Origin of the sequence: Bradyrhizobium sp. AZCC 1588 (genome assembly GCF_036924735.1) — a bacterium.
GTDB lineage: Bacteria > Pseudomonadota > Alphaproteobacteria > Rhizobiales > Xanthobacteraceae > Bradyrhizobium.
This window is the reverse complement of the sequence record NZ_JAZHSC010000001.1, coordinates 1,604,050-1,627,513: the sequence shown is the minus strand read 5'-3', so window position 1 is coordinate 1,627,513 and position 23,464 is coordinate 1,604,050. Positions and strand designations below refer to the sequence as shown.

The following is a 23,464-nucleotide window of genomic DNA, read 5'->3' as shown; positions in this document are numbered from 1 at the left end:
AACGTGGCTATTCACATCGTCGACCGGCGCCTGAATCCAGGCAGCAAGAGTCTCGAGAATCGCCAGCGCTTTCTGCGCAGGGCTAAGGCGCTGGTCCAGGGAGCTGTGAAGAAATCGTCGCAGAGCCGGGACATCAAGGATGTCCTGGAAGGCGGCGAGGTCAGCGTGCCGATCGACGGCATGGACGAACCGCGCTTCCGCCGCGAAGGCGGCACGCGCGACATGGTGCTGCCTGGAAACAAGAAGTTCGTCGAAGGCGATATCCTGCCGCGACCAAACCAGAGCGGCGGCAGGGGAAGAGGAGCGGGCGAGGGCGACAGCGAAGATACGTTCCGCTTCGTTCTCAGCCGCGACGAGTTTGTCGACCTGTTCCTGGACGACCTGGAATTGCCGGATCTTGCCAAGCGAAAGCTGGCTGAGGTGGAGAGCGAAGGCATTCGCCGGGCCGGCTACACAACATCCGGATCGCCTGCCAACATCTCGGTGAGCCGAACGGTAAGTCGCGCTCTGGCGCGACGCGTTGCGCTACGGCGACCGAGGCGGGAGGTGCTGGAGGCCCTCGAAGCGGAGCTTTTGGATTGCAGTGAGGAGCGTCGCGCCGAGCTCATGGCCGAGATCGAGGCCCTGAAGACAAAGATGCGCCGCATCCCGTTCATCGATCCGATCGATATCCGGTACCGGCGTTTCGAGACGGTACCGAAGCCCGTGGCGCAGGCCGTGATGTTCTGCCTGATGGACGTCTCCGGTTCGATGACCGAGCATATGAAGGATCTCGCCAAGCGCTTCTATATGCTGCTCTACGTCTTCCTGAAGCGGCGCTATCGCCACGTCGAGATCGTTTTCATCCGGCATACCGACCGGGCCGAAGAGGTCGACGAGCAGACGTTCTTTTACGGACCGGCTTCCGGCGGCACGCTGGTGTCAAGCGCGTTGCAGGCGATGCATGATATTGTGCGGTCGCGGTTCCGGCCGGCGGACTGGAACATCTACGCTGCACAGGCTTCCGACGGGGACAATTCCTACGCGGACGGCGAAGTCGCAAGCCGGCTCCTCACCGACAACATCCTGCCGGTCACCCAGTTTTTTGCCTATCTGGAAGTCGGCCAGGAAAACGGCCTGTCCTACGAAATGCCCAATTCGGCGCTCTGGACCCTTTACGAGGGCTTGCGTGCGAATGGTGCGCCGCTGTCGATGCGCAAGGTCAACGAACGCAGCGAGATCTTCCCGGTATTTCACGATCTCTTCCAGCGTCGTGGCCCGCAGGAAAGGACAGCATCATGACCGCGACCGACCAGTTGCTGTTCGAGGGGGCCGACTGGGACTTCCGGACGCTGCAGCGGATCTGCGATGCCTGCGAGCAGATTGCGCGGGACGAATTGGGACTCGACGTCTACCCCAACCAGATCGAGGTCATTACCGCCGAGCAGATGCTGGACGCCTATTCGTCGGTCGGCATGCCCCTGTTCTACAAGCATTGGTCGTTCGGCAAGCACTTTGCCTTTCAGGAGGCATCCTACCGCAAGGGGCTGATGGGTCTGGCCTACGAGATCGTCATCAACTCCTCGCCGTGCATATCCTACCTCATGGAGGAAAACACCGCGACGATGCAGACGCTCGTCATCGCGCATGCCGCGTTCGGCCACAATCACTTCTTCAAGAACAACTATCTGTTCAAGCAATGGACCGACGCCGACGGCATTCTCGACTATCTCGAATTCGCCAAGCGCTATGTTGCGCACTGCGAGGAGCGCCATGGCCGGCTGGCGGTCGAGCATACGCTCGACGCCGCGCACGCCTTGATGTCGCACGGCATCGATCGCTATCCCGGCAAGAAGAGCCTCGATCTTCGCGCGGAGGAAAAGCGGGCGGGCCGGCGCCGTGCCCATGAGGAGAGGGAGTTCAACGATCTGTGGCGCACCGTCCCGACCGGCCCCGCCAAGAGCAGCGCGGTACTGGACGTCGAGCGCCGTCGCCAGATGCTCGGTCTGCCGCAGGAAAACCTGCTGTATTTTCTCGAGAAGACTGCGCCTCGGCTGAAGCCTTGGCAGCGCGAAATATTGCGGATCGTGCGGCACATCGCGCAATACTTCTATCCGCAGAGCCAGACAAAGGTGATGAACGAGGGCACGGCGACCTACGTTCACTATCGCATCATAAGCCGGCTGCACGAGCAGGGGCGACTGACGGACGGCAATTTCCTCGAATTCCTGCAGTCGCACACCAACGTCGTGTTCCAGCCCGAGTTCGACGATCCGCGCTATTCCGGCTTCAATCCCTATGCGCTGGGATTTGCGATGATGCAGGACATCGAACGCATCGTCACCAATCCGGAAGCCGAGGACCGCGATTGGTTCCCGGATATCGCCGGCACCGGCGACACGATGGGCGTGCTGCGCGACATCTGGGCCAATTATCGCGATGAAAGCTTCATCAGCCAGTTCCTGAGCCCGCGGCTGATGCGGCACTTCCGCATGTTCCATCTGCATGACGATCCGGGAGAGCGGGCCGGCATTCTGGTAGATGCCATCCACGACGAGCGCGGCTATCGCCGGCTCCGGCGCGAACTGGCGCGGCAATACGATGTCGGTTTCATCGATGCGAACATCGAGGTCGTCGATGTCGACCTTGCAGGCGATCGTCGCCTGATGCTGCGCCACACCGTGGTAAAGGGCGCCCAGCTCAGCGAAGCCGACACCAAGCGCGTGCTGCAGCACCTTGCCGATCTCTGGACCTACGACGTTTCCCTCGTCGAGGCCGATGCATCTGGTACGGTCTTGAAGGAGTACGTTGCAAACCCGCGGAAGATCGCTGCGGTAGCGTAGCTACCGCAGGCTGGCGTTGATCTTTTCCAGCGCCGCCGAGCCGGGGCAAAGATCCTTGGCTTCGAGCGTATTGAGCGGCGTCTCGACGGTGTCGAGATGGGTGTGGAGGTCTTCCGCGTCCGGATCGACATAGAGCAGCCCGGTGACGACCTGGCCCTTGGCAGCGTGTTTCTGCAGGAAGGTCATGGCGGCCAGACGGTCGTTGGCGTCGTAGTCGGCGTCGATCTTGCGCAGCGCCAGCCGCGTGCCGTCGTGCTGCTCGACCACCTGCACCGTGCCCGGCGCATATTCGACGGTGATCGGGTCGCGGCCGGTGAGCACGTCGAGGCGGTTGACCGCATCGTTATGCTCGCGGACATAGTCAAAGCTCTTGGTCGAGCCCGCGTGATTGTTGAAGGCGATGCAGGGGCTGATGACGTCGATGAACGCCGCGCCCTTGTGCAGGATGGCGGCTGCGATCAGCGGCACGAGCTGGCTCTTGTCGCCGGAGAAGCTGCGCGCCACGAAGCTCGCGCCCAATTGTAGCGCGATCGCCACCAGGTCGATGGCGTTGTCGGTGTTCATCACGCCCTTTTTCGACTTCGAACCGCGGTCGGCCGTCGCCGAAAATTGCCCCTTGGTCAGGCCATAGACGCCGTTGTTCTCGACGATATAGGTCATGTTGACGGCGCGCCGGATCGAATGCGCGAACTGGCCGAAGCCGATCGAGGCGCTATCGCCGTCGCCGGAGACGCCGAGATAGATCAGGTCGCGGTTGGCGAGGTTGGCGCCGGTCAGGACCGACGGCATCCGGCCGTGCACCGAGTTGAAGCCGTGCGAATTGCCGAGGAAGTAATCGGGCGTCTTCGACGAGCAGCCTATGCCGGAAATCTTGGCCACCCGGTGCGGCTCGATCGAGAGTTCATAGCAGGCCTCGATGATCGAGGCGGTGATCGAGTCGTGACCGCAGCCAGCGCACAGGGTCGAAACTTTCCCCTCGTAATCCCGGTGGGTGTAGCCGAGTTCGTTCTTCGGCAGGCCCGGATGCTGGAATTTCGGTTTTGCAATATAGGTCATGACACGGCCTTGCGGAGAGGGGTCACTTTCAGATGATCCTGATGATCGCCGATCGCGTTGGCGATGAAGCGTGCGGTGATCGGCGTGCCGTCATAATGCAGGATCGGCACCAGCCGGACCGGATCGATGCCGTTCTCGTTGACGATCAACTGCCGCAACTGGCCGTCGCGGTTCTGCTCGACCACGTACACGAAATCATGATCGGCGATGAAGCTCGCCACGCTGGAGTGGAACGGGAACGCGCGGATGCGCAGCCGGTCGAGCTGATGCCCGCGCGATTCCAGAATCCCGATCGCCTCGTCCATCGCCGGCGACGTCGAGCCGAAATAGATCACGCCGTATTTGGTCGGCTTGGCGGCGTTGGCCTGCAGCGGTCGCGGCACCATGTCCTGCGCGGTCTCGAACTTGCGCACCAGCCGCTGCATGTTGTCGGCGTAAATGGCGCCTTCCTCCGAATAGCGCGCGTAGCGGTCGCGCGAGGTGCCGCGGGTGAAGAACGAGCCTTTGGTCGGATGCGTGCCGGGGTAGGTGCGGTAGGGGATGCCGTCGCCGTCGACGTCGAGATAGCGGCCGAAATCGCGCCCGGGCTCGTCGAGCATTTCCGCAGTCATCACCTTGCCGCGGTCATACTGCCTGGCGTCATCCCACTTCAGCGGGCGGCACAGCCGGTGGTTCATGCCGATGTCCAGGTCGAGCATCAGGAAGATCATGGTTTGCAGCCGGTCGGCCAGATCGAACGACTGCGCCGCGAACTCGAACGCTTCGGCCGGGTCTTCCGGAAACAGCAGGACGTGCTTGGTATCGCCGTGCGAGGCATAGGCGCAGGCGATGATGTCGCATTGCTGGGTACGCGTCGGCATGCCCGTCGAGGGGCCGGCGCGCTGGATGTTCATGATCACGGCCGGAATTTCCGCGAAGTAGGACAGGCCGATGAATTCGGTCATCAAGGAAATGCCGGGGCCGGAGGTTGCGGTGAAGGCCCGCGCGCCGTTCCAGGAGGCACCGATCACGATGCCGATGGAGGCGAGCTCATCCTCGCCTTGCACGATCGCGTATTTCGCCTTGCCCGTCTCAGGGTCGTGCCGCAGCTTCTTGCAGTGGCTGGTGAAGGCTTCCGCCACCGACGACGATGGCGTGATCGGATACCAGGCGCAGACGGTGGCGCCGCCATAGACCGCCCCTAGCGCCGCCGCGCTGTTGCCTTCCATGAAAATGCGGTCGCCGACCTTGTCGGACTTCTTCACCTGCAAACCGATCGGGCACTTCAGGTTCTGCAGCGCCCAGTCGCGGCCGAGATGCAGCGCGTGGACATTCGACGAAAGCAGTTTTTCCTTGCCCTTGTACTGTTCGCCGATCAGTTGCTCGACCAGCTTGGGATCGAGATCAAGCAGGGCGCAGAGCGCGCCGAGATAGATGATGTTCTTGAAGAGCTGGCGCTGGCGCGGATCGGTATAGGTCGAATTGGCGATTGCGGTCAGCGGCACGCCGATCACGGTGATGTCGGCGCGGAATTTCGACGACGGCATCGGCTTGGTCGAATCGTAGAACAGATAGCCGCCGGGCTCGATCGAGGCGACATCCTTGTCCCAGGTCTGCGGGTTCATCGCCACCATCATGTCGACGCCGCCGCGGGCGCCGAGATGGCCGGCCTCCGTCACGCGCACCTCATACCAGGTCGGAAGCCCCTGAATGTTCGAGGGGAAGATATTGCGCGGTGAGACCGGCACGCCATGGCGCAGGATCGAGCGCGCGAACAGTTCGTTGGCGCTGGCTGAACCCGAGCCGTTGACGTTGGCGAAGCGGACGACGAAGTCGTTTACGCTGCTGATCGGGCTTTGGACTGACATGTTGATCCCGCGTGAGTCATATCGATGAGGTACTTTTGCATGTCCCAGGCGCCGGTCGGACAACGCTCGGCGCACAGCCCGCAATGCAGGCAGACGTCTTCATCCTTCACCATGACGCGGCCGGTCTTGAGCCCTTCGGCGACATAGAGCGCCTGGTCGTGATGCGGCGACGGCGCTTTCAGCCGTTGCCGCAGGTCGTCTTCCTCGCCGTTCTCTGTAAACGTGATGCAATCCATCGGGCAGATGTCGACGCAGGCGTCGCATTCGATGCAGGCGGGCGCCGAGAATATGGTCTGCACGTCGCAGTTCAGGCAGCGCTGCGCCTCGCCGAGCGCGAGCTTGACGTCATAGCCGAGTTCGACCTCCGCCTTGATGTCCTTTAGCGCGATCACCTTGTCGCGATGCGGCACCTTGAAGCGCTTGTCGCCGGAGATGTCGTTATCGTAGCTCCACTCGTGGATGCCCATCTTCTGCGAGAAGATGTTTACCTCGGGCAGCGGACGCTCGTTGATGTCTTCGCCTGAGAGCATCTTGTGGATCGACAGCGCCGCGTCGTGGCCGTGCGCCACCGCCCAGATGATGTTCTTCGGACCGAAGGCGGCATCGCCGCCAAAGAACACTTTCGGATTGGTCGATACGAAGGTGTTGGGATCGACCTGCGGCATGTTCCATTTGTCGAACTCGATGCCGCAGTCGCGCTCGATCCAGGGGAACGCATTCTCCTGGCCGACAGCGACCAGCACGTCGTCGCAAGGGATGGTCTGGTCCGGCTCGCCCGAGGGCACCAGGTTACGACGGCCCTTGGCGTCGTATTCGGCCTTCACCTTCTGGAAGGTAACGCCGATCAGCTTGCCGCTTACATGCTTGAATGCCACCGGCACCATGTAATTGAGGATCGGAATATCCTCGTGAAGGGCGTCTTCCTTCTCCCAGGGGCTCGCCTTCATCTCCTCGAAGCCGGAGCGCACGATCACTTTGACGTCCGCGCCGCCGAGCCGGCGCGCGGTGCGGCAGCAATCCATTGCGGTGTTGCCGCCGCCGAGCACAATGACGCGGCGGCCGATCTTTTCGACATGGCCGAACGAGACGGAAGCGAGCCATTCAATGCCGATGTGAATGTTGCTTGCTGCTTCCTTGCGGCCGGGGATGTCGAGCTCGCGGCCGCGCGGCGCGCCGGAGCCGACGAAGATCGCGTCATAGTTTTCGCTCAGCAGCTTCTTCAGGCTGTCGACCCGATGGCCGCCCTTGAACTCGACGCCGAGGTCGAGGATGTAATCGGTTTCCTCGTCGATGACCGAGTCTGGCAGGCGGAACTTTGGAATCTGGCTCCGCATCATGCCGCCCGCCTTGGGATCGGAATCGAACACGGTGCAGTGATAGCCGAGCGGGGCGAGGTCGCGCGCGACGGTGAGCGAGGCGGGACCGCCGCCGACCAGCGCGATGCGCTTGCCGTTTCTTGCCGATGGCCTCGGCATACGGTGCTTGACGTCGTCCTTGAAGTCGGCGGCTACGCGCTTCAGGCGGCAGATCGCAACCGGGTTTTCCTCGACGCGGCCGCGCCGGCAGGCGGGCTCGCATGGACGATCGCAGGTGCGTCCCAGAATTCCGGGAAACACATTCGATTTCCAGTTGATCATGTAGGCGTCGCTATAACGCCCCTCGGCAATCAGTCGGATGTACTCGGGAACCGGGGTGTGTGCGGGGCAGGCCCACTGGCAATCAACCACTTTGTGAAAGTAGTCTGGCGCCGAGATATCAGTCGGTTTCATTCCTACCTTGTCCGCGCAAGCTTGGGAAACGCGGCCTTATTTTTGCCTGCGAACGCTTAACGAGCGTTCTTGTGGTTTTTGAATTGGATCATAGGGTTATCTTATTAGAGCCATTCCAGACGCTGCGCACAAGGCAATTCTGTGCGATCTCCAGCTCTCCAATTGTATGGAGACGTGAATTTGGCGTCGCAGCGTTGATTTGGCACTGCAGTATGTGCAGTGCAGCTTTGATTTAATGCTGAATGAACGGGCAGACGTCAGGTCAGCGGCAGCGCAGCTCCGGCCGTCGCCAGGATGACGACGACAATCCATGGCGGCAGCTTCCAGACCGTCAGCAGCAGGAAGCCGGCGAGCGCGACGGCGAAGTCACGTGGCGTGAGCACGGCGCTGGTCCACACCGGATTGTAGAGCGCGGCGCCAAGGATGCCGACGACAGCGGCATTGGTGCCGCGCATCGCAGCCTGGGCCTTGGGGCGCAGGCGTAGCGCGTCCCAGAACGGCAGCATGCCGTAGACCAGCAGCAGTCCCGGCAGGGACAAGGCGATAAGCGCAATCGAAGCGCCGGCGAGCCCGTTGGGGGCGGGCTCTGCAACGGCGCCGAGATAGGCCGCGAACGTGAACAGCGGTCCGGGCACTGCTTGCGCCATGCCGTAACCGGCCAGGAAATCCGCGTTGCTGACCCAGCCCGGCGTTACGACTTCCGCCTGCAATAGCGGCAGCACGACATGGCCGCCGCCGAACACCAGGGCGCCGGAACGATAGAAGGCGTCGAACAGGGCAAGCCCTTGCGAGCCGGTTTGTGCCGTCACCAGCGGCGTGATCAGGAACAAGACCGCGAAAAGCACGAGCGCCGCCGCGCCGTGTCGGTGCGATACGGAGAATCCGAGGTGGCCGGTCGGAGCGGGTGCGCTTCCGCGGCACAGCCAGAGTCCGGCCAAGGCTCCAAGCGCGATGGCGCCGATCTGTCCGAACGACCCACCGACGAAAACAACGATCGCAACGGCGGCAAGTGCGATGGCGGCGCGTTCGCGGTCCGGCGTCAGGCTGCTCGCCATACCCCAGATGGCCTGTGCGACCACAGCAACCGCCACCAGCTTCAGGCCGTGAAGAATGCCTTCGGCAAACGGGCCAGTGAGGACGCTCGCACCGAGCGCGAAAGCGAAGAGAATGATGGCAGATGGCATGGTGAACGCGAGCCACGCAGCCAACCCGCCGAGCAGGCCGTTGCCGCGTAGTACGCCGAGGGCGAAGCCGACCTGGCTGGACGCCGGGCCCGGCAGGAATTGGCAGAGCGCAACGATATCAGCGTAACTGCTTTCGCTGAGCCATTTCCGCCGCTCGACGAATTCCGTCCTGAAGTACCCGAGATGTGCGATCGGCCCGCCGAACGAGGTGAGGCCAAGCTTGAGAAAGGCGGCAAAAACCTCGGCGATACTCGCGGATTTTTCCGCCATGTATTTCACCTCCATTGAGGTGATCGACGATATCGGGAACATGCCCGGCCGCCAAGCGCTTCGCCCCGAGCGACCCGACGACTACGTGTGCGCCTGATCAGCCGCCGATATCGCTCTTCGCCAGGTCCCACATCAGCCGGTAGGTGCCGCTCGAGATCGTCAGCGGCTTCAATGCAATGTTGCCGCTGAAGCGCAGCATCGCCGCCGGCAGCGCGTCAACATCAGTCGCGTCAATCAGCACAAACCAATCGCTGGCGCCGGGATCGGACGCGGAAGGATCGTCGGTAATAGGCTTCGACAGCGCCGGGTCGCTCTCGATCAGGTGCACCGATATGATCCCGTCGAGTTGCGCGGGATCGAGTTGCTCGCCGAGCGCAACGCGCAGCTTGTCCTCGCCGCCGGACGGGGGACGCAGCCTGACGATGCCGAGCGCCGCGCCGCGGCCGGTGCCCTGGCTGACCGTGATACGCGCGACCGCGCGGATCATGTTTTTGAAACGCGCGATGTTGGCCTTCGACCACGCGGTCTGGTTCGCCAGCGCGGTGCGATAGGCCGGACTATCCAGCACCTCGAACGTTTCGGTGGAATAGAGGCTGAGATATTTCGGGTCGGCGTCATGCGCGACATAGCGGCGGGCCTCGAGAAAACCTTCGATGGCGACGCGCTCTTCGAGATGTTCGCGATCGTACCAGCGATTGAACTCGGCTTCGTGCTCGGCATCGATATTCATCGACGTCAGCAGCATGCCCTTTCCGGCGATCGGCATTTTCTTGCTTCCTATTTGCTGGCTTGGGACGCCATGTCCGCGATTGCCTTCATCACGGCGTCGCGGACGCCGGGATCGTACAGCGTGTGGCCGGCGCCCTCGACAAAGCGGATTTCGGCCTCGCGCCAAACTGCTGCAAGCGCGTGCGAGGTCGCAGGCGGACAAAGCAGATCGTAACGGCCTTGCACGATGATGCCGGGAACGCCGGCAAGCCTGGCTGCCTCGGCTATCAGTTGATCCGGCTTCATGAAGCAGTCATTGGCGAAATAGTGCGCTTCCATAAACGGCGTCGTCGGCATGTTCCGCGACGAATTCAGCGTCGGCAGGTCAAGGCGCGTGCGGTTCGGCGTGTGTTCGGAAAGAATACGTTCGGTTTCGCCCCATGCCCGCGCGGCAGGAATATGCACGTCGGGATTGGAATCGAGGATGCGGCGGAAATAGGCCTGCAGCGGTTGCGCGCGCTCGCCTTCCGGCAACACGCTCATGAAGTCGTCGTAAAGCCCGGGATAGAACCGCGGCAGCACTTTTAGAAAGCCGTTTTCGATTTCCTCTGATGTGCCCAGGAACGTAGCGCGAAGCACGATGCCGCTGACGCGGTCGGGATGGGCCTGCGCATACGCCAGCGCCAGCGTCGCGCCCCAGGAGCCGCCGACGACCATCCAGCGCTGAAAGCCGAATTTCTCGCGGATCATTTCCATATCGGCGATCAGATGCGGCAGCGTGTTGGCTTCGCGACGACCCTTGGGGCGGCTGCGTCCGGCACCGCGCTGGTCGAACAGAACAGCATGAAAACGTTCGGGATCGAACAGCCGGCGGTGGTCGGGCTGGCAGCCGCTGCCGGGCCCGCCATGCAGATAGACCGCTGGAACGCCATCAGGCCGGCCGATGCTCTCGACATAGACGTCGTGGCCTTCGCCGACGGCGAGCTGCTCCGACGTCAGCGGGGCAAAGGGGTCGGCGCGTTTGATGGATTTGCCGGCGTCGGCATCAGGCGCCATGCTCGCCTTCCGTCTCCAGCGTGCCGCCGGCGAAATTGCGGTAGAGGAAGCGGTCCTGATGCGCGGCGGCCTCGCGTTCGGCATCCTTGAAGATCTGCTCGTGCATCGGCGACAGCGTGCAGGCCGGATCGGTATTGCCGGCGTCACCCGTCAGCGCAAAAGCCTGGCAGCGGCAGCCGCCGAAATCGATCTCGCGGAACTCGCAGCTCTTGCACGGCTCGGGCATCCAGCCGGTGCCGCGATAGCGGTTGAAGGCTTCCGAGTTCTGCCAGATCCAGGCGATCGAATGGTTTGAGCGGACGGATTCGAATTCGAGCCCGGTGATGCTTTCCGCGGCGTGGCAGGGCAGCACCTTGCCCGCGGGCGAGATGTTGAAAAACTGCCGGCCCCAGCCGCCCATGCATTTCTTCGGCCGCAGCGCGTAATAATCCGGCACGACATAGTCGATGGCGAGGATGCCCTTCAGGCGCGTCGCGGCTTCCTCGACGATCCGGCTGGTTTCCTCGATCTGTTCGAGCGTCGGCATCAGCGCCGCGCGGTTCTTCAAGGCCCAGCCGTAATATTGGACGTTGGCGACCTCGAGCCGGTCGGCGTCGAGATCGACTGCCATCTGAATGATATCAGGGAGTTGGTGCAGGTTCTGGCGGTGCATGACCGCGTTGACCGTCAACGGCAGGTCGAGTTCACGCGTCCATTTAGCGACTTCAAGCTTTTTCTCATGCGCATTTTTCAGCCCTGCGACACGGTCGGCCACGATGGGCTCGTTGCCCTGGAAGCTGATCTGCACATGGCAGAGCCCGGCATCGGCGAGCGCCGAAAGCTTTCCCCTGTTCAGCAGCACCGCCGAGGTAATGAGATTGCTGTACAGCCCGACATCGGTCGCGTGCTGCACCAATTCCACCAAGTCCTTGCGCGCGGTCGGTTCGCCGCCGGAGAAATGGATTTGCAGCACGCCGATTTCTGCGAGCTCGCTCAAGACCTTCTTCCATTCTTCTGTAGTCAATTCGCTGCTGCCGCGGTCGAGCTCAACCGGGTTGGAGCAATAGGGGCATTGCAGCGGGCAGCGGTGCGTCAGTTCGGCGAGCACAGCAAGCGGAATGCCAAACGTCTCCGCGGTCGAACGCTTCTGCTCGAGCACCGCGAGCCCGTCACTGGGCGCGGCGCTGGCTGTTTTGCCGTCTGCGAGAATGTCGGTCATGACGTCTTCTCACGCGCTTCGGTCAGAAAGCCCTTGTCGGCGAGGTCCTGCAACATAGCGATGACGTCGGTTAAAATCGCCTCGCGCGGCGCGGCGTATTTGGCTGCAAGCTGGTCGACCATGTCGGCGACGCTGCGTACGCCGTCGCAAAGTTGCAGCACCTCAACTGCGATCTCGTCCGGCGCCAGCACCCGCTCCGGCGCCAGGATCACCCAGACCTGCCGCGTCTCATCGAACTTCAAGCGGGCGTGGCGCGGCAATTTCGGCCGGCTCGTCTCGCTGACACTGATGTTGCGGCTCAAAGCCATCGATCGCCAGTTCCCTTTGTCAGTTTCCTCGTTAGCTTCCTTGGGGCACGAATGCCCCGGGCGGTATGTGGCCCTCGACATAGGCATGATACAGCGCGTCGAGCTGAACCCATAGCACATTGGTCTTGAAGATCAGCGCGTTGCAGACCGCCTCGCGTTCCGCTGGCGTTTTTGCGTTCGCCTTGACGTATTCCAGCGCGAAGCCCGCATCGCGCGGCGCCTGGGTCAGGCGGCGGCTGAAATAGCTCATGATGTCAGGATTGACGAACTCATAGTGCTGCAGCATCCCGGAGATGCGCTCCTCATGCAGGTTCGGCGCGAACAGTTCCGTAAGCGAGGAAGCGATGGCCTCCAGTGGCGTCTTGTCGCGGCAGAAATGCACATAGGCCTCCACCGCAAATCGCGTTGCCGGCAGGATGCCTTCGGTCGATTCCACATAGGCGTTGTCGAGGCCGAGCCCCTCCGTCAGCTTGAGCCAGCGCGCGATGCCGCCTTCGCTGCCCACATCGCCATCGTGATCCTCGATGCGGTGCCGCCATTCGATCCGGGTCGCACGGTCGCGGAACCGCGAGATCACCATCGCATCCTTCAGCGGGATCGTGCTCTGGTAATAATAGCGGTTCAGTGCCCAGGCCTGCACCTGCCCCTTGTTGAGCTTGCCGCCATGCAACAGCCGATGGAACGGATGCAAGCTGTGATAACGCGTCGCGCCGATATGGCGCAGCGTCGCCTCCAGTTCCTCGGCGCTATTGAGCGTAATGCCCTTGCCGATCGATAGGGCGGTCATTGCGGGTGCAGCGACGACGTTCACAGCTTGATCTCCGTTCCGTCAGCGGGGATGTGCCAGCCTGCCTGCTCCACTGCCTTGCGTTCGTCCGAGCCGCGCAGCAGAGCGGGGTTGGAGTTGTTGATATGCAGGAACACCTTCGTTCCGACGTCGAGATCGGCGAGGCCCTCGATCGCGCCACGATCGCCGGACATCGAAATATGGCCCATGCTTTGTCCTGTCTTGGTGCCGAGGCCGGCTGCGATCAATTCATCGTCGCGCCACACGGTGCCGTCAAAAAACACCAGATCAGCGCCCGAAAGGCGCGATTTGAGATCGTCGGTCACGCGTGCGCAGGCGGCCAGGAAATAGAAATACTTGCCGCTTCCTTTGTCCAGAATCCGCAAGCCCAGCGTGTCGCCCGCGCCGTCGCCGCCTGCCGGATGCGCCTTGCCTTCGAGATACCACGCGCCCTTGCCGGGAACCGCGAACGGAAGCACCTCAATGCCTGACGGCTTGCCGTCGGGCAACGCCGGCTCGAACGCCTTGTCGACCTCGATCGGCCGCCGCTTCACGTTTTTCTCGTTCAGGACATTGAAGATGCTGTTGGATCTGAGAATCGCAAGTACCCGTTCATGCGCATAGAGCGTAAACGGCGAACCCTCGCGCATCGACAACAGCCCCGCGACGGCGTCGATTTCGCCATTGGTCAGGATCACGCCGGCGATCGGGCTGTGCCTGAGCTGTCCCGCCCGGGGATGAAGCTGTGGCGTTGCGGTCACCTGCTGGCGCAGGTCCGGCGAGGCGTTGACGAGAAACCAGTGCTCGCCGTCGGCGCTGACCGCGATCGAGGCTTGGGTGCTCCGCAATTCCGGATGGTCGCTTCGTGCTTTCCGGCACACCGGGCATCCGCAATTCCACTGTGGAACGCCGCCGCCCGCCGCGGCGCCCAGGACGACGACGCGAAGCATGATCCGTCTCCTGGAGATTCGAAACTCGAAGGTACAAACCAAAAACGCCACGAGGTGGATACCAGCCTCGGACACCGCTCCGCTCTCGCAGAACGTGTCGAGCCCGGAAGTCCACCTGCGTGAGATTTGATACGCGCTACCGCTTACTTGCGGGTGGCGCACATATACATGTTGATTTCCATGCCGACCGATACTTCGGCGATTTTTGGTGCTTTCCAGGCCATTTGTCGCTCCTTTTGCTACCGGACGGACTCCGCCCTCGCGGGTTAAGGTACTGCGGATCAAAAAGTTCGCCAGTTAAATCTTTTGCCTGGAACCCCTATTTGTTTATGCTGCGCCGCAAAGAAGAATTCACGGAGTTGTGCGGAGGGCCTTGGTCAAAACAGCGTGGGATCAAGCGTTTCGCGGTTGTTCGCACCACCGCGAATGGCAATTCTGAGTGCGACGGAGCGCTGCCGGCTCCGGATAAAGAAAACTTGTGAGGATGGGCCTTCCGGTTGCGGGGGCTCAAATGGAGCCAGGTTTCCGCCGATGCCGCGATATTACTTCAACACCCGTATCGGCGATGAGCTGATTTCCGATCCCGACGGCGAAGTGCTCAGGGATCCCGATCGCGCCTGGGAAATGGCGCGTGCCATGATCCGGGAACTGCTCAAGACCGATGGCGCCGATGGTGCGCTGCTCAGCGCCACCATCGAAGTCACCGACGACGATGGCGAGATCGTGCTGGAGTTTCCGTTCGCCGAAGCGATTCTCGATGCGCCTGGCGGTCCCATCACCAGGCACTGACTGCGCGCTGTATCGGCGTGGGAGCTTCGTGCTCGCTTGGTTTTGCGATGCAACTTCCGGACGCGAAGTTTTCCGATTGCACACCGGCGGACAAATATTGGAGAGTGCCGGCCGGGAAAGCCTCCGGCGCCGGCATCATGCGAGCCCGCGCGAAAAGAGAGAAGGCTTCCGCCAGGGAGAACGCCCATGATGAGCTGTTTGTCGGTGCCGCGCAGCGTGCTGCTGTCCGGCGCATTCCTGAGTGCTTTCATACTAAGCGCCGCTGCCCAGCAGTCCGCCGAACCGCCGGCTGCCGCCCAGCAGCCCGCTACGCCGCCGGCTGCCGGCGCGCCGCCGCCCGCCGGTACTGCGGCGTCACCCTCGCTTCCGCCCGGATCGCCGCTGATCGGACGTCCCGCGGGCAACGATGCCGCTGCCAAGCTGGCGCCAATCGCGCCGCCGCCGATCCCCGCGGCGCCGGACAAGCTGCCGACGGCGAAGCTCAAGGTGCCGGCCGGTTTCAACATCGAGGTCTATGCCGCCGGAATGGCGAATGCCCGCTCGCTCGCGCTCGGCGACAAGGGCACGGTGTTCGTCGGCAGCCGCCTCGTCGACAAGGTCTATGCCATCGTCAACAAGGACGGCAAACGCGAGGTCAAGGTGCTGGCTTCCGGCCTCTACCGGCCCAACGGCGTCGCCTTCAAGGACGGCACGCTCTACATCGCTGAACTGTCCAAGATCTCCAAGATTGAAAAGGTCGAGGACGTCCTGGATAGCCCGCCGAAGCCGACCGTGATCTTCGACAAGCTGCCGAAGGATGAGGCCCATGGCTGGAAGTTCATCGCCATCGGTCCCGACAACAAGCTCTACGCTCCCGTCGGCCAGCCCGGCAATAACGTGCTCAACGATGACGAGCATGGCCTGATCCGCCGGATGAACTTCGACGGTTCGGACGCGGAAGTGATCGTTCGCGGTGTTCGCCACACCGTCGGCTTCGATTGGCATCCGGAGACCAAGCAGCTCTACTTCACCGACAACGGTCGCGACTGGATGTCGGAAGACGTGCCCGAGGACGAGCTGAACCGGATCACCAAAGTCGGCGAACATTTCGGCGCGCCGTTCTGCCTGCAGGGCAACATCGTCGATCCCGAATTCGGCTGGGGCAAATCCTGCAGCGAATACGCTGCACCCGTTGGCTTGCTCGGCCCGCATTCCGCAGCGCTCGGCATGCGCTTCTACACCGGCAACATGTTCCCGAAAGCCTACAAGAACGCGGCGATCATCGCCCGGCACGGCTCCTGGAACCGCTCCAAGAAGGTTGGCGGCGATGTCGTCATTGCCAAGCTGAACAAGGACGGCACCATGAAGTCGATGGAGCCGTTCCTCACCGGCTTCCTGGAAGACAACAAGTATATCGGCCGCCCGGTCGACGTGCTGCAGATGAAGGACGGTTCGCTGCTGGTCTCCGACGACTACAACGGCGCCGTCTATCGCGTCACCTACGGCAAGCAGAAGACGGCGGGGAAGTCGTAGTCTCATCGTCATTGCGAGTAGTAGTCATTCCGGGATGGTGCGTCAGCACCAGACCCGGAATCTCGAGGTTCTCAGGTGCGCAATTGCGCACCTTAGTTCGATGCTTTGCATCGCCCTGAATTGATGACGACAATGCCGGGAATGGCCGATGAATAAAACAATAACGGCGCTGGCATTTGTCGTGATCACAACATCCGCGTCTGCCGAGCCCATCGAACAACGCATCGCGCCGTGCCTCGCCTGCCACGGCGAGAAAGGCCAATCGGAAACCGAGAACACGCCGTCGCTCGGCGCGCAGCAGGCGCCTTATTCGCTGATCCAGCTTTTCATGTTCCGCGAGAAGCTGCGCGTCTTCGAGCCGATGAACGAGATGGCGAAGGCGCTGACCGACGACGACCTTCGCCTTTTTTCGGACTTCATCGCCAAGATGCCGAAGCCTGAGCCGCCAGGGGAAAATGGCGATCCAGCGCGGATGCGGCGCGGCCAGGCGCTGGTGCGGCAGCACCGCTGCGATAGCTGCCATAACGGCGACCTCTCCGGCAAGGAAAACGTCCCGCGCATCGCCAACCAGCGCGAGGATTATCTTGCCAAGACGCTTGGCGAGTACAAAGACAATAGCCGCCACGGCTACGACGCCAGCATGGCCGACGTGATGGCACCGATCTCGCCTGAGCAGATCGCCGATCTCGCCCATTACATCGCCCGTATGCGCTAAATCCGGGCGGCGGCCCCGCTGGCATTGCCCTGCGCGCGGCGCTACAAGGGCGGCAATTGGATGGAGTTTTGCATGCAAGATTTATGGCGCCTGTCGGCTGCGGAAATGGCCTCGCTGATCAGGTCGAAAAAAGTCTCGGCGAAAGAGGCGGCGACCGCGGCTCTGGCGCGGCTCGACGCGGTCAATCCCAAAATCAACGCTGTCGTCGACCACAGGCCCGAGGACGTTCTTTCTCAGGCTGCCGCCATCGATGCCGCGATCGCGCGCGGCGAGGATGCCGGTCTGCTGGGCGGCGTGCCTGTTACGGTAAAGGTCAATATCGACCAGCAAGGTTTTGCCACCACCAACGGGCTGAAGCTGCAGCGCGACGCGATCGCCAAGAGCAACAGCCCGGTGATCGACAATTTGCGTAAATCCGGCACGGTCATTCTCGGGCGCACCAATTGCCCGGCGTTCTCCTATCGCTGGTTCACCACCAACCTCATCCATGGTGACACCAAGAATCCCCGTGATCCCGGCATCACCCCGGGCGGCTCGTCCGGTGGCGCGGGTGCAGCGGTCGCAGCCGCGCATCGGTCATATCGCGCACGGCACCGACATTGCGGGATCGATCCGCTATCCGGCTTATGCCTGCGGTGTGCACGGGCTGCGCCCGACCATGGGACGCATTGCGGCGTTCAACGCGGCGCTCCCCGAACGGCCGATCGGGCCGCAGATCAGCGCCGTGTCAGGCCCGCTGGCCCGCACCATCGGCGATATCAGGATCGCGCTGGCGGCGATGTCGGCGCAGGATTATCGCGATCCCTGGTGGGTGCCGGCGCCGCTCGAAGGGCCGGCGATGCCGAAGCGCGTCGCGATGTGCCTCAACCCTGGCGGCCTTGATCCCGTGCCTGAAGTGAAAGCCGCGGTGACGGACGCCGGCAAGCGGCTCGAGCGCGCGGGCTGGATTGTCGAGGAAATCGCCGACACGCCGCCGCTGCGCGAGGCCGCCGATCTGCAGACGAAACTCTGGCTCGGCGACGGCTATGAGGCGCAGTTGGAAGCCGCCGAGCGCGAAGGCGATCCCGGCGCGCTGGCGTGCCTGCACGGCAACCGCGCGAAAGTGCATCCCTTCGACCTGTCGAAAGCGCTGACGCGGCGCGCGACGTTGACCCGCGAATGGCTGGCGTTCTTCGAACAATATGCCGTGCTGCTGATGCCGGTATCCGGCGAATTGCCGTTCCCCGATCAACTCGACCGCAAGGACGAGGCGTCGTTTGCGCGCGTCTGGCATGCGCAATTGCCGCAGATCGCCATTCCCTTCATGGGCCTGCCTGGGCTAACGGTTTCGACCGGGCTGGTCGGACGGGTTCCCGTCGGCGTGCAACTGGTTTCCGGGCGCTATCGCGAAGATCTCTGTCTCGCCGCGGGCGAGGCGGTGGAAGCCGGCGGAACGCCCTCGGCAGCGATCGATCCTGCCGGCTAGAGCATGATCACGAAAAGTGGGTACCGGTTTTCGGATAAGATCATGCTCCGGTGACAATCGAGAGGGCCATGCCAGGCGTTTATGATTTTACGGCGCAGTCGCTTGCCGGCGAAGACATTCCGCTGAAGCGGTTCGAGGGTCAGGTGCTCCTGATCGTTAACACCGCCAGCGCATGCGGGTTCACGCCGCAATACAAGGGCCTGGAGCAATTGCACCGTGGACTGGCGCCGCGCGGTTTTGCGGTGCTCGGGTTTCCCTGCAACCAGTTCGGCGGGCAGGAGCCGGGCGACGCCAGGCAGATAGAGCAATTCTGCGCAGGCAAATATGACGTAACGTTTCCGATGTTCGCCAAGATCGACGTCAACGGCAGCCATGCGCATCCGTTGTTCAACCATCTGAAGAACGCGAAATCGGGGCTGTTAGGTTCGTCGATCAAATGGAATTTCACCAAATTCCTGGTCGACCGCTCGGGCAAGGTGGTCGGGCGCTACGCCCCAACCGCGACGCCCGAGGGAATCAGAAGAGAAATCGAGGCACTGCTGTGAACGAGACCAACAAAGCAATGAGCGACCAATTCCCCGACCGCCTTTCGGTCGATCCGAGCAGCCCGTACTACAACGCCGAGATCCTCGCGCGCGATGTCGGCATTCGCTTCAAGGGCGTCGAGAAGACCAATGTCGAGGAATATTGCATCAGCGAGGGCTGGGTGCGCGTCACCGCGGGCAATGCCAAGGACCGCCACGGCAACCCGCTGACCATCAAGGTGCACGGCCCGGTCGAGCCGTATTTCCGCGACAAGAAGTCCACCTGATCGTCATTCCGGGGCGATGCGGAGCATCGAACCCGGAATCTCGAGATTCCCCGATGTGCAATTGCACATCTGAGGTCTGGTGCTTGCGCACCATCCCGGAATGACGTGCTTAGCAGCCCGAAAGCCACTTCCATGTCCGTCCGCATCGTCGACGTCTGCGAAATCACAAAACCGATCTCCTCGCCGATCCGCAACGCCTATATCGATTTCACCAAAATGACGACGAGCCTTGTTGCCGTCGTCACCGACGCGGTGCGCGACGGCAAGCGCGTGGTTGGCTACGGCTTCAACTCCAATGGCCGCTACGGGCAGGGCGGCCTGATCCGCGAACGCTTCGCGCCGCGGCTGAAGGAGGCCGATCCGAAAGCGCTGCTCGATGCCTCCGGTGACAATCTCGACCCCGACAAGGTCTGGGCGGCGATGATGTCGAACGAGAAGCCCGGCGGCCATGGCGAGCGCTCGGTCGCCGTTGGCACCATCGACATGGCGGTATGGGACGCGGTGGCGAAGATTGCAGGAAAGCCGCTGTTCCGGCTGCTCGCCGAGCGCCATGGCCGGCAGGCCAATCCGCGCGTGTTCGTCTATGCCGCGGGCGGTTACTACTATCCGGGCAAGGATCTGTCGGCGCTGCGCGGCGAAATGCGCGGCTATCTCGACCGCGGCTACAATGTTGTGAAGATGAAGATCGGCGGTGCGCCGATCTCGGAAGACCGCGAACGCATCGAAGCCGTGCTGAAGGAGATCGGCCGGGACGCGCAGCTCGCCGTCGACGCCAACGGTCGCTTCGACCTGGAGACCGCGATCGCCTATGCCAAAATGCTGCGGGAGTATCCGCTGTTCTGGTACGAGGAAGCGGGCGATCCCCTCGATTTCGCGCTGCAGGCGGCACTCGCCGAATTCTATCCCGCGCCGATGGCAACCGGCGAAAACCTGTTCAGCCATCAGGACACGAAAAACCTGATCCGCTATGGCGGCATGCGGCCCGACCGCGACTGGCTGCAGTTCGATTGCGCGCTGTCCTATGGCTGTGCGAATACCAGCGCACGCTGGCGGTGCTGAAGACGCACGGCTGGTCGCCGAGCCGCTGCATCCCGCATGGCGGCCACCAGATGTCGCTCAACATCGCGGCGGGCCTCGGCCTTGGCGGTAACGAGAGCTATCCTGACCTGTTCCAGCCCTATGGCGGCTTCCCGGATGGCGTCCGTGTCGAGAACGGTCACATCACCATGCCTGATATCCCCGGCATCGGCTTCGAGGGGAAATCCGATCTCTATGCGGAGATGAAGGCGCTGGCGGCGTAGGGCCGGATGCCATAGGAAGGGGTGAAATCAGTGGCCCGAACGGGCGTCCGCCATCCGCCGATCGCCGTTTTCCGGGCCGCCAGTTTACCATTCATCCGTTGAAGGACGCCGCGATCTTGGCCACCACGCTTCCCCAACTCTCGCTTGCGAAGGACAAGATCCGCGTCTTGCTCCTTGAAAGTGTCAACGACAGCGCCGTGCAGATAATCGAGGCTGCCGGCTATTCCAACATGACACGCCTGTCCAAGGCGCTCGAGGGCGATGCGCTGAAAGAGGCCATCAAGGGAGTGCATCTGCTCGGCATCCGCTCGCGCACGCAAATCACCAAGGAGGTTCTCGACGCCGCGGACCGCCTGATCGCGGTCGGATGTTTCAGCGTCGGCACCAACCAGGTGGACATTGAGGCCGCGCGCCGGAGCGGGATTCCGGTGTTCAACGCGCCGTTCTCCAACACGCGGAGCGTGGCAGAACTTGTAATCGGCGAGATCGTCGTCCTGCTGCGCCGGATCGTCGCGCGCTCCAACGCCGCCCATGAGGGACGTTGGGACAAGTCGGCCAACGACAGCTATGAGGTGAGGGGCAAGACGCTCGGCATCGTCGGTTACGGCAATATCGGCTCGCAGCTCTCCAACCTCGCGGAAGCGCTGGGCATGCGGGTGATCTTTTATGATCACACCGACAGGCTTCGTCACGGCAACACCGAGCCGACCGCGAGCCTGCATGAGCTTCTGGCGCAAAGCGATGTCGTGAGCCTGCACGTGCCGGAAACTCCCGCCACGAACGGCATGATCGGGCGCGAGGAGATTCGCGCGATCAAGCATGGCGCGTATTTCATCAACAACAGCCGCGGCACGGTCGTGGACCTCGAGGCGCTCGCCGAGGCGCTGCGGGAAAACCGGCTCCGCGGCGCCGCGGTCGACGTCTTTCCGGTCGAGCCGCGCTCGAACTCCGAGCGCTTCGTCTCGCCGCTGCAGGGCCTGGAGAACGTCATCCTGACGCCGCATATCGGCGGGTCGACCGAGGAGGCGCAGGAGCGTATCGGCGCCGAAGTCGCGCGCAAGCTGGTCGATTACAGCGATTCCGGCTCGACCATGGGCGCCGTCAACTTCCCGCAGGTTCAATTGCCGTCGCGGCCGTCAGGCACGCGTTTCATTCAGGTGCAGCGCAACCTGCCGGGCATGCTCGGGCGTTTGAATGAAGTGCTGGCGCGTCATGCCGTCAACATCGCCGCACAATATTACGAGACCGCACACGACGTCGGCTACGTGGTGCTGGACGTCGATGCCTCGGCCGCCGACGGCCAGCGCGTGCTCGCGGACATCCGGGCGCTGGAAGGCACCATCCGAGCCCGGTTGCTCTATGAGTACAAGTCCTGAAGCGGATTCCCAGATCAGTCCTCGGACAACAACCCCTTCTCGATGGCTGATTGCCTGTTCCTGAAGATCGCCATCGCCGTCTTCATCCGCAGAAAGCCGAACTTCGCATACAAGGGCTCGCGGCCGACGACCGCATAAAGGATTATCTTCGCGTGTCCTTGTGATTTGGCGAGCAGCCGTTCGATAAGCTGTTTTCCGAGACCTGTACCCTGATGGCTCGGCAAAACCGCGACGTCGCAAAGATACGCGCAGTCGCGTCCGTCAGCCAGAACGCGGCCGGCGCCGACGAGGCGGCCGCCATCGCGGGCAAAGCAGCAGAACATGCTGTTGCCGAACACCACCTCGAGATCGGCCGCATTCTTGTTGCCGAGCGGGGCGGCCCGATAGAGCGCTTCGAGTTCTTGCCAATCCACGCCCGTCCGGTCGTCGGTCCAGATGATGGTCATCGCATGGCCTCTACTTTCGAAAGCGACATGGGTTGCGGCACACCATACATCAGCGTGCGCCACAACCACTCGATTGGTCCGTACCGGTAACGGCGCAGCCACCAGGCACTGAAAACTACCTGTCCGATGTAGACGGCGGCGCCGATGGCCAGCGCGCTGACGACGCTAAGGCGGCCGAACAGGCCAAGGCCGTAGCCGTAGAAGATCCAGCCGAAGATCACGGACTGCATGAGGTAGTTGGTGAATGCCATGCGTCCGAGCGGCGCGGCCCAGCCGAGCTGCTTTTTTCCGCCCTCGAGATTGGCGATACCGACAATGGCGGCCCCGTAACCCAGCGCCAGCAGCATGGTGCCGAGAGCGTCGGCACCGGAAAGGATCAGCAGCGCGCCAAGGCCAATACAGGGAGCAGCAATCGACAGCAGGTGCTGGGGTCGGCTCTGCAGAATGCCGGTGCGCCAGGCAAACGCTCCGAGAAGAAACAACCCGATCGTGCGCGGGAAGATGAAGGCGTGCAGGGGAACGAAAAGGGGGAGCTCGCGGAGCCGGAACGCCAGCACGTCGAGGAAGCCGCCCGTTGCATAGACGCGAGTAGCATCCGCGACATGCTGCGTGATGGTGGCCGTGCTGGGAAATAATCCAGCCGGCGGAAAGGCCTGCATCGCGAGATACAGCGCAAGAAACGCCAGCGCGGCGACAACCATTAGCCAGCGCGGACCGAACAGGAATGGCAGGACGATCAGACCAGCGAGCGCATATTCGGTAAGGATATCGCCGTTCCAGATCAGGCAAAGATGAATGAGCCCGAACGCCAGCAATACGGTGAGCCGGCGCAGGAGGAGCGAGGTGCGGCGCCCGCTATTGGCGAGCCGCTCGAACTGGATGGCAAGGCCTGCGCCGAACAGCAGCGAAAACAGCGCAAGCGCCTTCATCTCGACGGCCAGCGTCAGGATCGCTTCGACAGCGTGATCGATCGGCGACCCCGTAGGCTCTCGGGGCAAGAAACTGGTCGAAGATCGAAATACGAAATTCAGTGACGACGTTGATGGCCATGACGCCGAGCAGGGCAACGCCCCGCAACACGTCAATGGCATCGA

Annotated in this window: 21 protein-coding genes and 2 pseudogenes; 10 read left to right on the top strand and 13 right to left on the bottom strand. The window is 62.5% G+C overall.

From position 1 onward, the window contains the following. The first annotated feature begins 9 nt into the window (after window positions 1-9). Together V1277_RS07625 and V1277_RS07620 are read left to right on the top strand one after the other, a co-directional pair. A complete protein-coding gene (locus V1277_RS07625) occupies window positions 10-1,281 on the top strand; it encodes a YeaH/YhbH family protein (protein ID WP_334377047.1) in 1,272 nt (423 codons plus the stop codon). Beyond that, window positions 1,278-2,822 carry a SpoVR family protein gene (locus V1277_RS07620; protein ID WP_334415656.1) on the top strand — a complete coding sequence of 515 codons (1,545 nt, stop codon included), beginning with the start codon at window positions 1,278-1,280 and terminating at the stop codon, window positions 2,820-2,822. Before V1277_RS07625 ends, V1277_RS07620 begins: the two co-directional genes overlap by 4 nt. Here V1277_RS07620 and V1277_RS07615 read toward each other — a convergent pair whose 3' ends face one another. From V1277_RS07615 to pqqA, 11 genes are all read right to left on the bottom strand, one after another. Continuing rightward, the gene (locus tag V1277_RS07615) at window positions 2,823-3,878 is read right to left on the bottom strand and encodes a 2-oxoacid:ferredoxin oxidoreductase subunit beta (RefSeq protein WP_334415655.1); all 1,056 of its coding nucleotides are present in this window, start codon (window positions 3,876-3,878) and stop codon (window positions 2,823-2,825) included. Beyond that, window positions 3,875-5,725, bottom strand: a complete 1,851-nt coding sequence (locus V1277_RS07610; protein ID WP_334415654.1) for a 2-oxoacid:acceptor oxidoreductase subunit alpha — start codon at window positions 5,723-5,725, stop codon at window positions 3,875-3,877. The genes V1277_RS07615 and V1277_RS07610 overlap by 4 nt, the downstream gene beginning before the upstream one ends. Next, window positions 5,695-7,494 carry an FAD-dependent oxidoreductase gene (locus V1277_RS07605; protein ID WP_334415652.1) on the bottom strand — a complete coding sequence of 600 codons (1,800 nt, stop codon included), beginning with the start codon at window positions 7,492-7,494 and terminating at the stop codon, window positions 5,695-5,697. Before V1277_RS07605 ends, V1277_RS07610 begins: the two co-directional genes overlap by 31 nt. A 257-nt stretch (window positions 7,495-7,751) precedes the next feature. Further along, a complete protein-coding gene (gene chrA / locus V1277_RS07600) occupies window positions 7,752-8,963 on the bottom strand; it encodes a chromate efflux transporter (RefSeq protein ID WP_334420309.1) in 1,212 nt (403 codons plus the stop codon). Window positions 8,964-9,045: 82 nt separating this feature from the next. Then, window positions 9,046-9,714 (bottom strand): hypothetical protein, encoded by a 669-nt coding sequence (locus tag V1277_RS07595; protein WP_334415651.1) that lies wholly within the window; start codon window positions 9,712-9,714, stop codon window positions 9,046-9,048. Between the two features lie 11 nt (window positions 9,715-9,725). Beyond that, a complete protein-coding gene (pip, locus tag V1277_RS07590) occupies window positions 9,726-10,712 on the bottom strand; it encodes a prolyl aminopeptidase (protein WP_334415650.1) in 987 nt (328 codons plus the stop codon). Further along, window positions 10,702-11,910 (bottom strand): pyrroloquinoline quinone biosynthesis protein PqqE, encoded by a 1,209-nt coding sequence (gene pqqE / locus V1277_RS07585; RefSeq protein WP_334415649.1) that lies wholly within the window; start codon window positions 11,908-11,910, stop codon window positions 10,702-10,704. The genes pip and pqqE overlap by 11 nt, the downstream gene beginning before the upstream one ends. Beyond that, window positions 11,907-12,218, bottom strand: coding sequence for a pyrroloquinoline quinone biosynthesis peptide chaperone PqqD (gene pqqD / locus V1277_RS07580; protein WP_213288482.1), 312 nt, complete (start codon window positions 12,216-12,218; stop codon window positions 11,907-11,909). Before pqqD ends, pqqE begins: the two co-directional genes overlap by 4 nt. A 31-nt stretch (window positions 12,219-12,249) precedes the next feature. Continuing rightward, a complete protein-coding gene (gene pqqC, locus V1277_RS07575; RefSeq protein WP_334420307.1) occupies window positions 12,250-13,005 on the bottom strand; it encodes a pyrroloquinoline-quinone synthase PqqC in 756 nt (251 codons plus the stop codon). A gap of 20 nt (window positions 13,006-13,025) precedes the next feature. Beyond that, entirely contained in the window at window positions 13,026-13,955 is a 930-nt protein-coding gene (pqqB, locus tag V1277_RS07570) for a pyrroloquinoline quinone biosynthesis protein PqqB (RefSeq protein WP_334415648.1), read from the bottom strand. 143 nt (window positions 13,956-14,098) lie between these two features. Beyond that, window positions 14,099-14,179: a pyrroloquinoline quinone precursor peptide PqqA gene (gene pqqA / locus V1277_RS07565; protein WP_082637312.1), complete on the bottom strand. Its 81-nt coding sequence runs from the start codon at window positions 14,177-14,179 to the stop codon at window positions 14,099-14,101. A 307-nt stretch (window positions 14,180-14,486) separates the two neighbouring features. Here pqqA and V1277_RS07560 point away from each other — a divergent pair, with 307 nt between their 5' ends. The 8 genes and pseudogenes from V1277_RS07560 (at window position 14,487) to serA (ending at window position 21,924) form a co-directional block, all read left to right on the top strand. Further along, complete coding sequence (locus V1277_RS07560; protein ID WP_028347078.1) at window positions 14,487-14,744, top strand: DUF6894 family protein; 258 nt, start codon at window positions 14,487-14,489, stop codon at window positions 14,742-14,744. A 186-nt stretch (window positions 14,745-14,930) separates the two neighbouring features. Further along, entirely contained in the window at window positions 14,931-16,256 is a 1,326-nt protein-coding gene (locus V1277_RS07555) for a PQQ-dependent sugar dehydrogenase (RefSeq protein WP_334415647.1), read from the top strand. Between the two features lie 148 nt (window positions 16,257-16,404). Then, a complete protein-coding gene (locus V1277_RS07550; protein ID WP_334415646.1) occupies window positions 16,405-16,971 on the top strand; it encodes a c-type cytochrome in 567 nt (188 codons plus the stop codon). A 72-nt stretch (window positions 16,972-17,043) separates the two neighbouring features. Then, window positions 17,044-18,436, top strand: a pseudogene (locus tag V1277_RS07545) (amidase family protein). Window positions 18,437-18,504: 68 nt separating this feature from the next. Continuing rightward, window positions 18,505-18,981 carry a glutathione peroxidase gene (locus V1277_RS07540; protein WP_334415645.1) on the top strand — a complete coding sequence of 159 codons (477 nt, stop codon included), beginning with the start codon at window positions 18,505-18,507 and terminating at the stop codon, window positions 18,979-18,981. Between the two features lie 17 nt (window positions 18,982-18,998). Continuing rightward, the gene (locus tag V1277_RS07535; RefSeq protein ID WP_334415644.1) at window positions 18,999-19,247 is read left to right on the top strand and encodes a DUF3297 family protein; all 249 of its coding nucleotides are present in this window, start codon (window positions 18,999-19,001) and stop codon (window positions 19,245-19,247) included. A 132-nt stretch (window positions 19,248-19,379) separates the two neighbouring features. Further along, window positions 19,380-20,548 (top strand): annotated as a pseudogene (locus tag V1277_RS07530) (mandelate racemase/muconate lactonizing enzyme family protein). Window positions 20,549-20,664: 116 nt separating this feature from the next. Then, window positions 20,665-21,924 carry a phosphoglycerate dehydrogenase gene (gene serA, locus V1277_RS07525; RefSeq protein ID WP_334415643.1) on the top strand — a complete coding sequence of 420 codons (1,260 nt, stop codon included), beginning with the start codon at window positions 20,665-20,667 and terminating at the stop codon, window positions 21,922-21,924. Window positions 21,925-21,938: 14 nt separating this feature from the next. Here the strand turns inward: serA and V1277_RS07520 are convergent, their stop codons facing one another. Further along, window positions 21,939-22,370: a GNAT family N-acetyltransferase gene (locus V1277_RS07520; protein WP_334415642.1), complete on the bottom strand. Its 432-nt coding sequence runs from the start codon at window positions 22,368-22,370 to the stop codon at window positions 21,939-21,941. Next, the gene (locus tag V1277_RS07515) at window positions 22,367-23,368 is read right to left on the bottom strand and encodes a DUF418 domain-containing protein (protein ID WP_334415641.1); all 1,002 of its coding nucleotides are present in this window, start codon (window positions 23,366-23,368) and stop codon (window positions 22,367-22,369) included. Before V1277_RS07515 ends, V1277_RS07520 begins: the two co-directional genes overlap by 4 nt. Window positions 23,369-23,464 lie beyond the last annotated feature (96 nt).

Excerpts from the sequence above, each read along its gene's own strand:
- V1277_RS07620 (WP_334415656.1), top strand. The coding sequence starts at position 1,278 with ATGACCGCGACCGACCAGTTGCTGTTCGAGGGGGCCGACTGGGACTTC.
- V1277_RS07615 (WP_334415655.1), bottom strand. The coding sequence starts at position 3,878 with ATGACCTATATTGCAAAACCGAAATTCCAGCATCCGGGCCTGCCGAAG.
- V1277_RS07610 (WP_334415654.1), bottom strand. The coding sequence starts at position 5,725 with ATGTCAGTCCAAAGCCCGATCAGCAGCGTAAACGACTTCGTCGTCCGC.
- V1277_RS07605 (WP_334415652.1), bottom strand. The coding sequence starts at position 7,494 with ATGAAACCGACTGATATCTCGGCGCCAGACTACTTTCACAAAGTGGTT.
- chrA (WP_334420309.1), bottom strand. The coding sequence starts at position 8,963 with ATGGAGGTGAAATACATGGCGGAAAAATCCGCGAGTATCGCCGAGGTT.
- V1277_RS07595 (WP_334415651.1), bottom strand. The coding sequence starts at position 9,714 with ATGCCGATCGCCGGAAAGGGCATGCTGCTGACGTCGATGAATATCGAT.
- pip (WP_334415650.1), bottom strand. The coding sequence starts at position 10,712 with ATGGCGCCTGATGCCGACGCCGGCAAATCCATCAAACGCGCCGACCCC.
- pqqE (WP_334415649.1), bottom strand. The coding sequence starts at position 11,910 with ATGACCGACATTCTCGCAGACGGCAAAACAGCCAGCGCCGCGCCCAGT.
- pqqD (WP_213288482.1), bottom strand. The coding sequence starts at position 12,218 with ATGGCTTTGAGCCGCAACATCAGTGTCAGCGAGACGAGCCGGCCGAAA.
- pqqC (WP_334420307.1), bottom strand. The coding sequence starts at position 13,005 with ATGACCGCCCTATCGATCGGCAAGGGCATTACGCTCAATAGCGCCGAG.
- pqqB (WP_334415648.1), bottom strand. The coding sequence starts at position 13,955 with ATGCTTCGCGTCGTCGTCCTGGGCGCCGCGGCGGGCGGCGGCGTTCCA.
- pqqA (WP_082637312.1), bottom strand. The coding sequence starts at position 14,179 with ATGGCCTGGAAAGCACCAAAAATCGCCGAAGTATCGGTCGGCATGGAA.
- V1277_RS07560 (WP_028347078.1), top strand. The coding sequence starts at position 14,487 with ATGCCGCGATATTACTTCAACACCCGTATCGGCGATGAGCTGATTTCC.
- V1277_RS07555 (WP_334415647.1), top strand. The coding sequence starts at position 14,931 with ATGATGAGCTGTTTGTCGGTGCCGCGCAGCGTGCTGCTGTCCGGCGCA.
- V1277_RS07550 (WP_334415646.1), top strand. The coding sequence starts at position 16,405 with ATGAATAAAACAATAACGGCGCTGGCATTTGTCGTGATCACAACATCC.
- V1277_RS07540 (WP_334415645.1), top strand. The coding sequence starts at position 18,505 with ATGCCAGGCGTTTATGATTTTACGGCGCAGTCGCTTGCCGGCGAAGAC.
- V1277_RS07535 (WP_334415644.1), top strand. The coding sequence starts at position 18,999 with ATGAGCGACCAATTCCCCGACCGCCTTTCGGTCGATCCGAGCAGCCCG.
- V1277_RS07520 (WP_334415642.1), bottom strand. The coding sequence starts at position 22,370 with ATGACCATCATCTGGACCGACGACCGGACGGGCGTGGATTGGCAAGAA.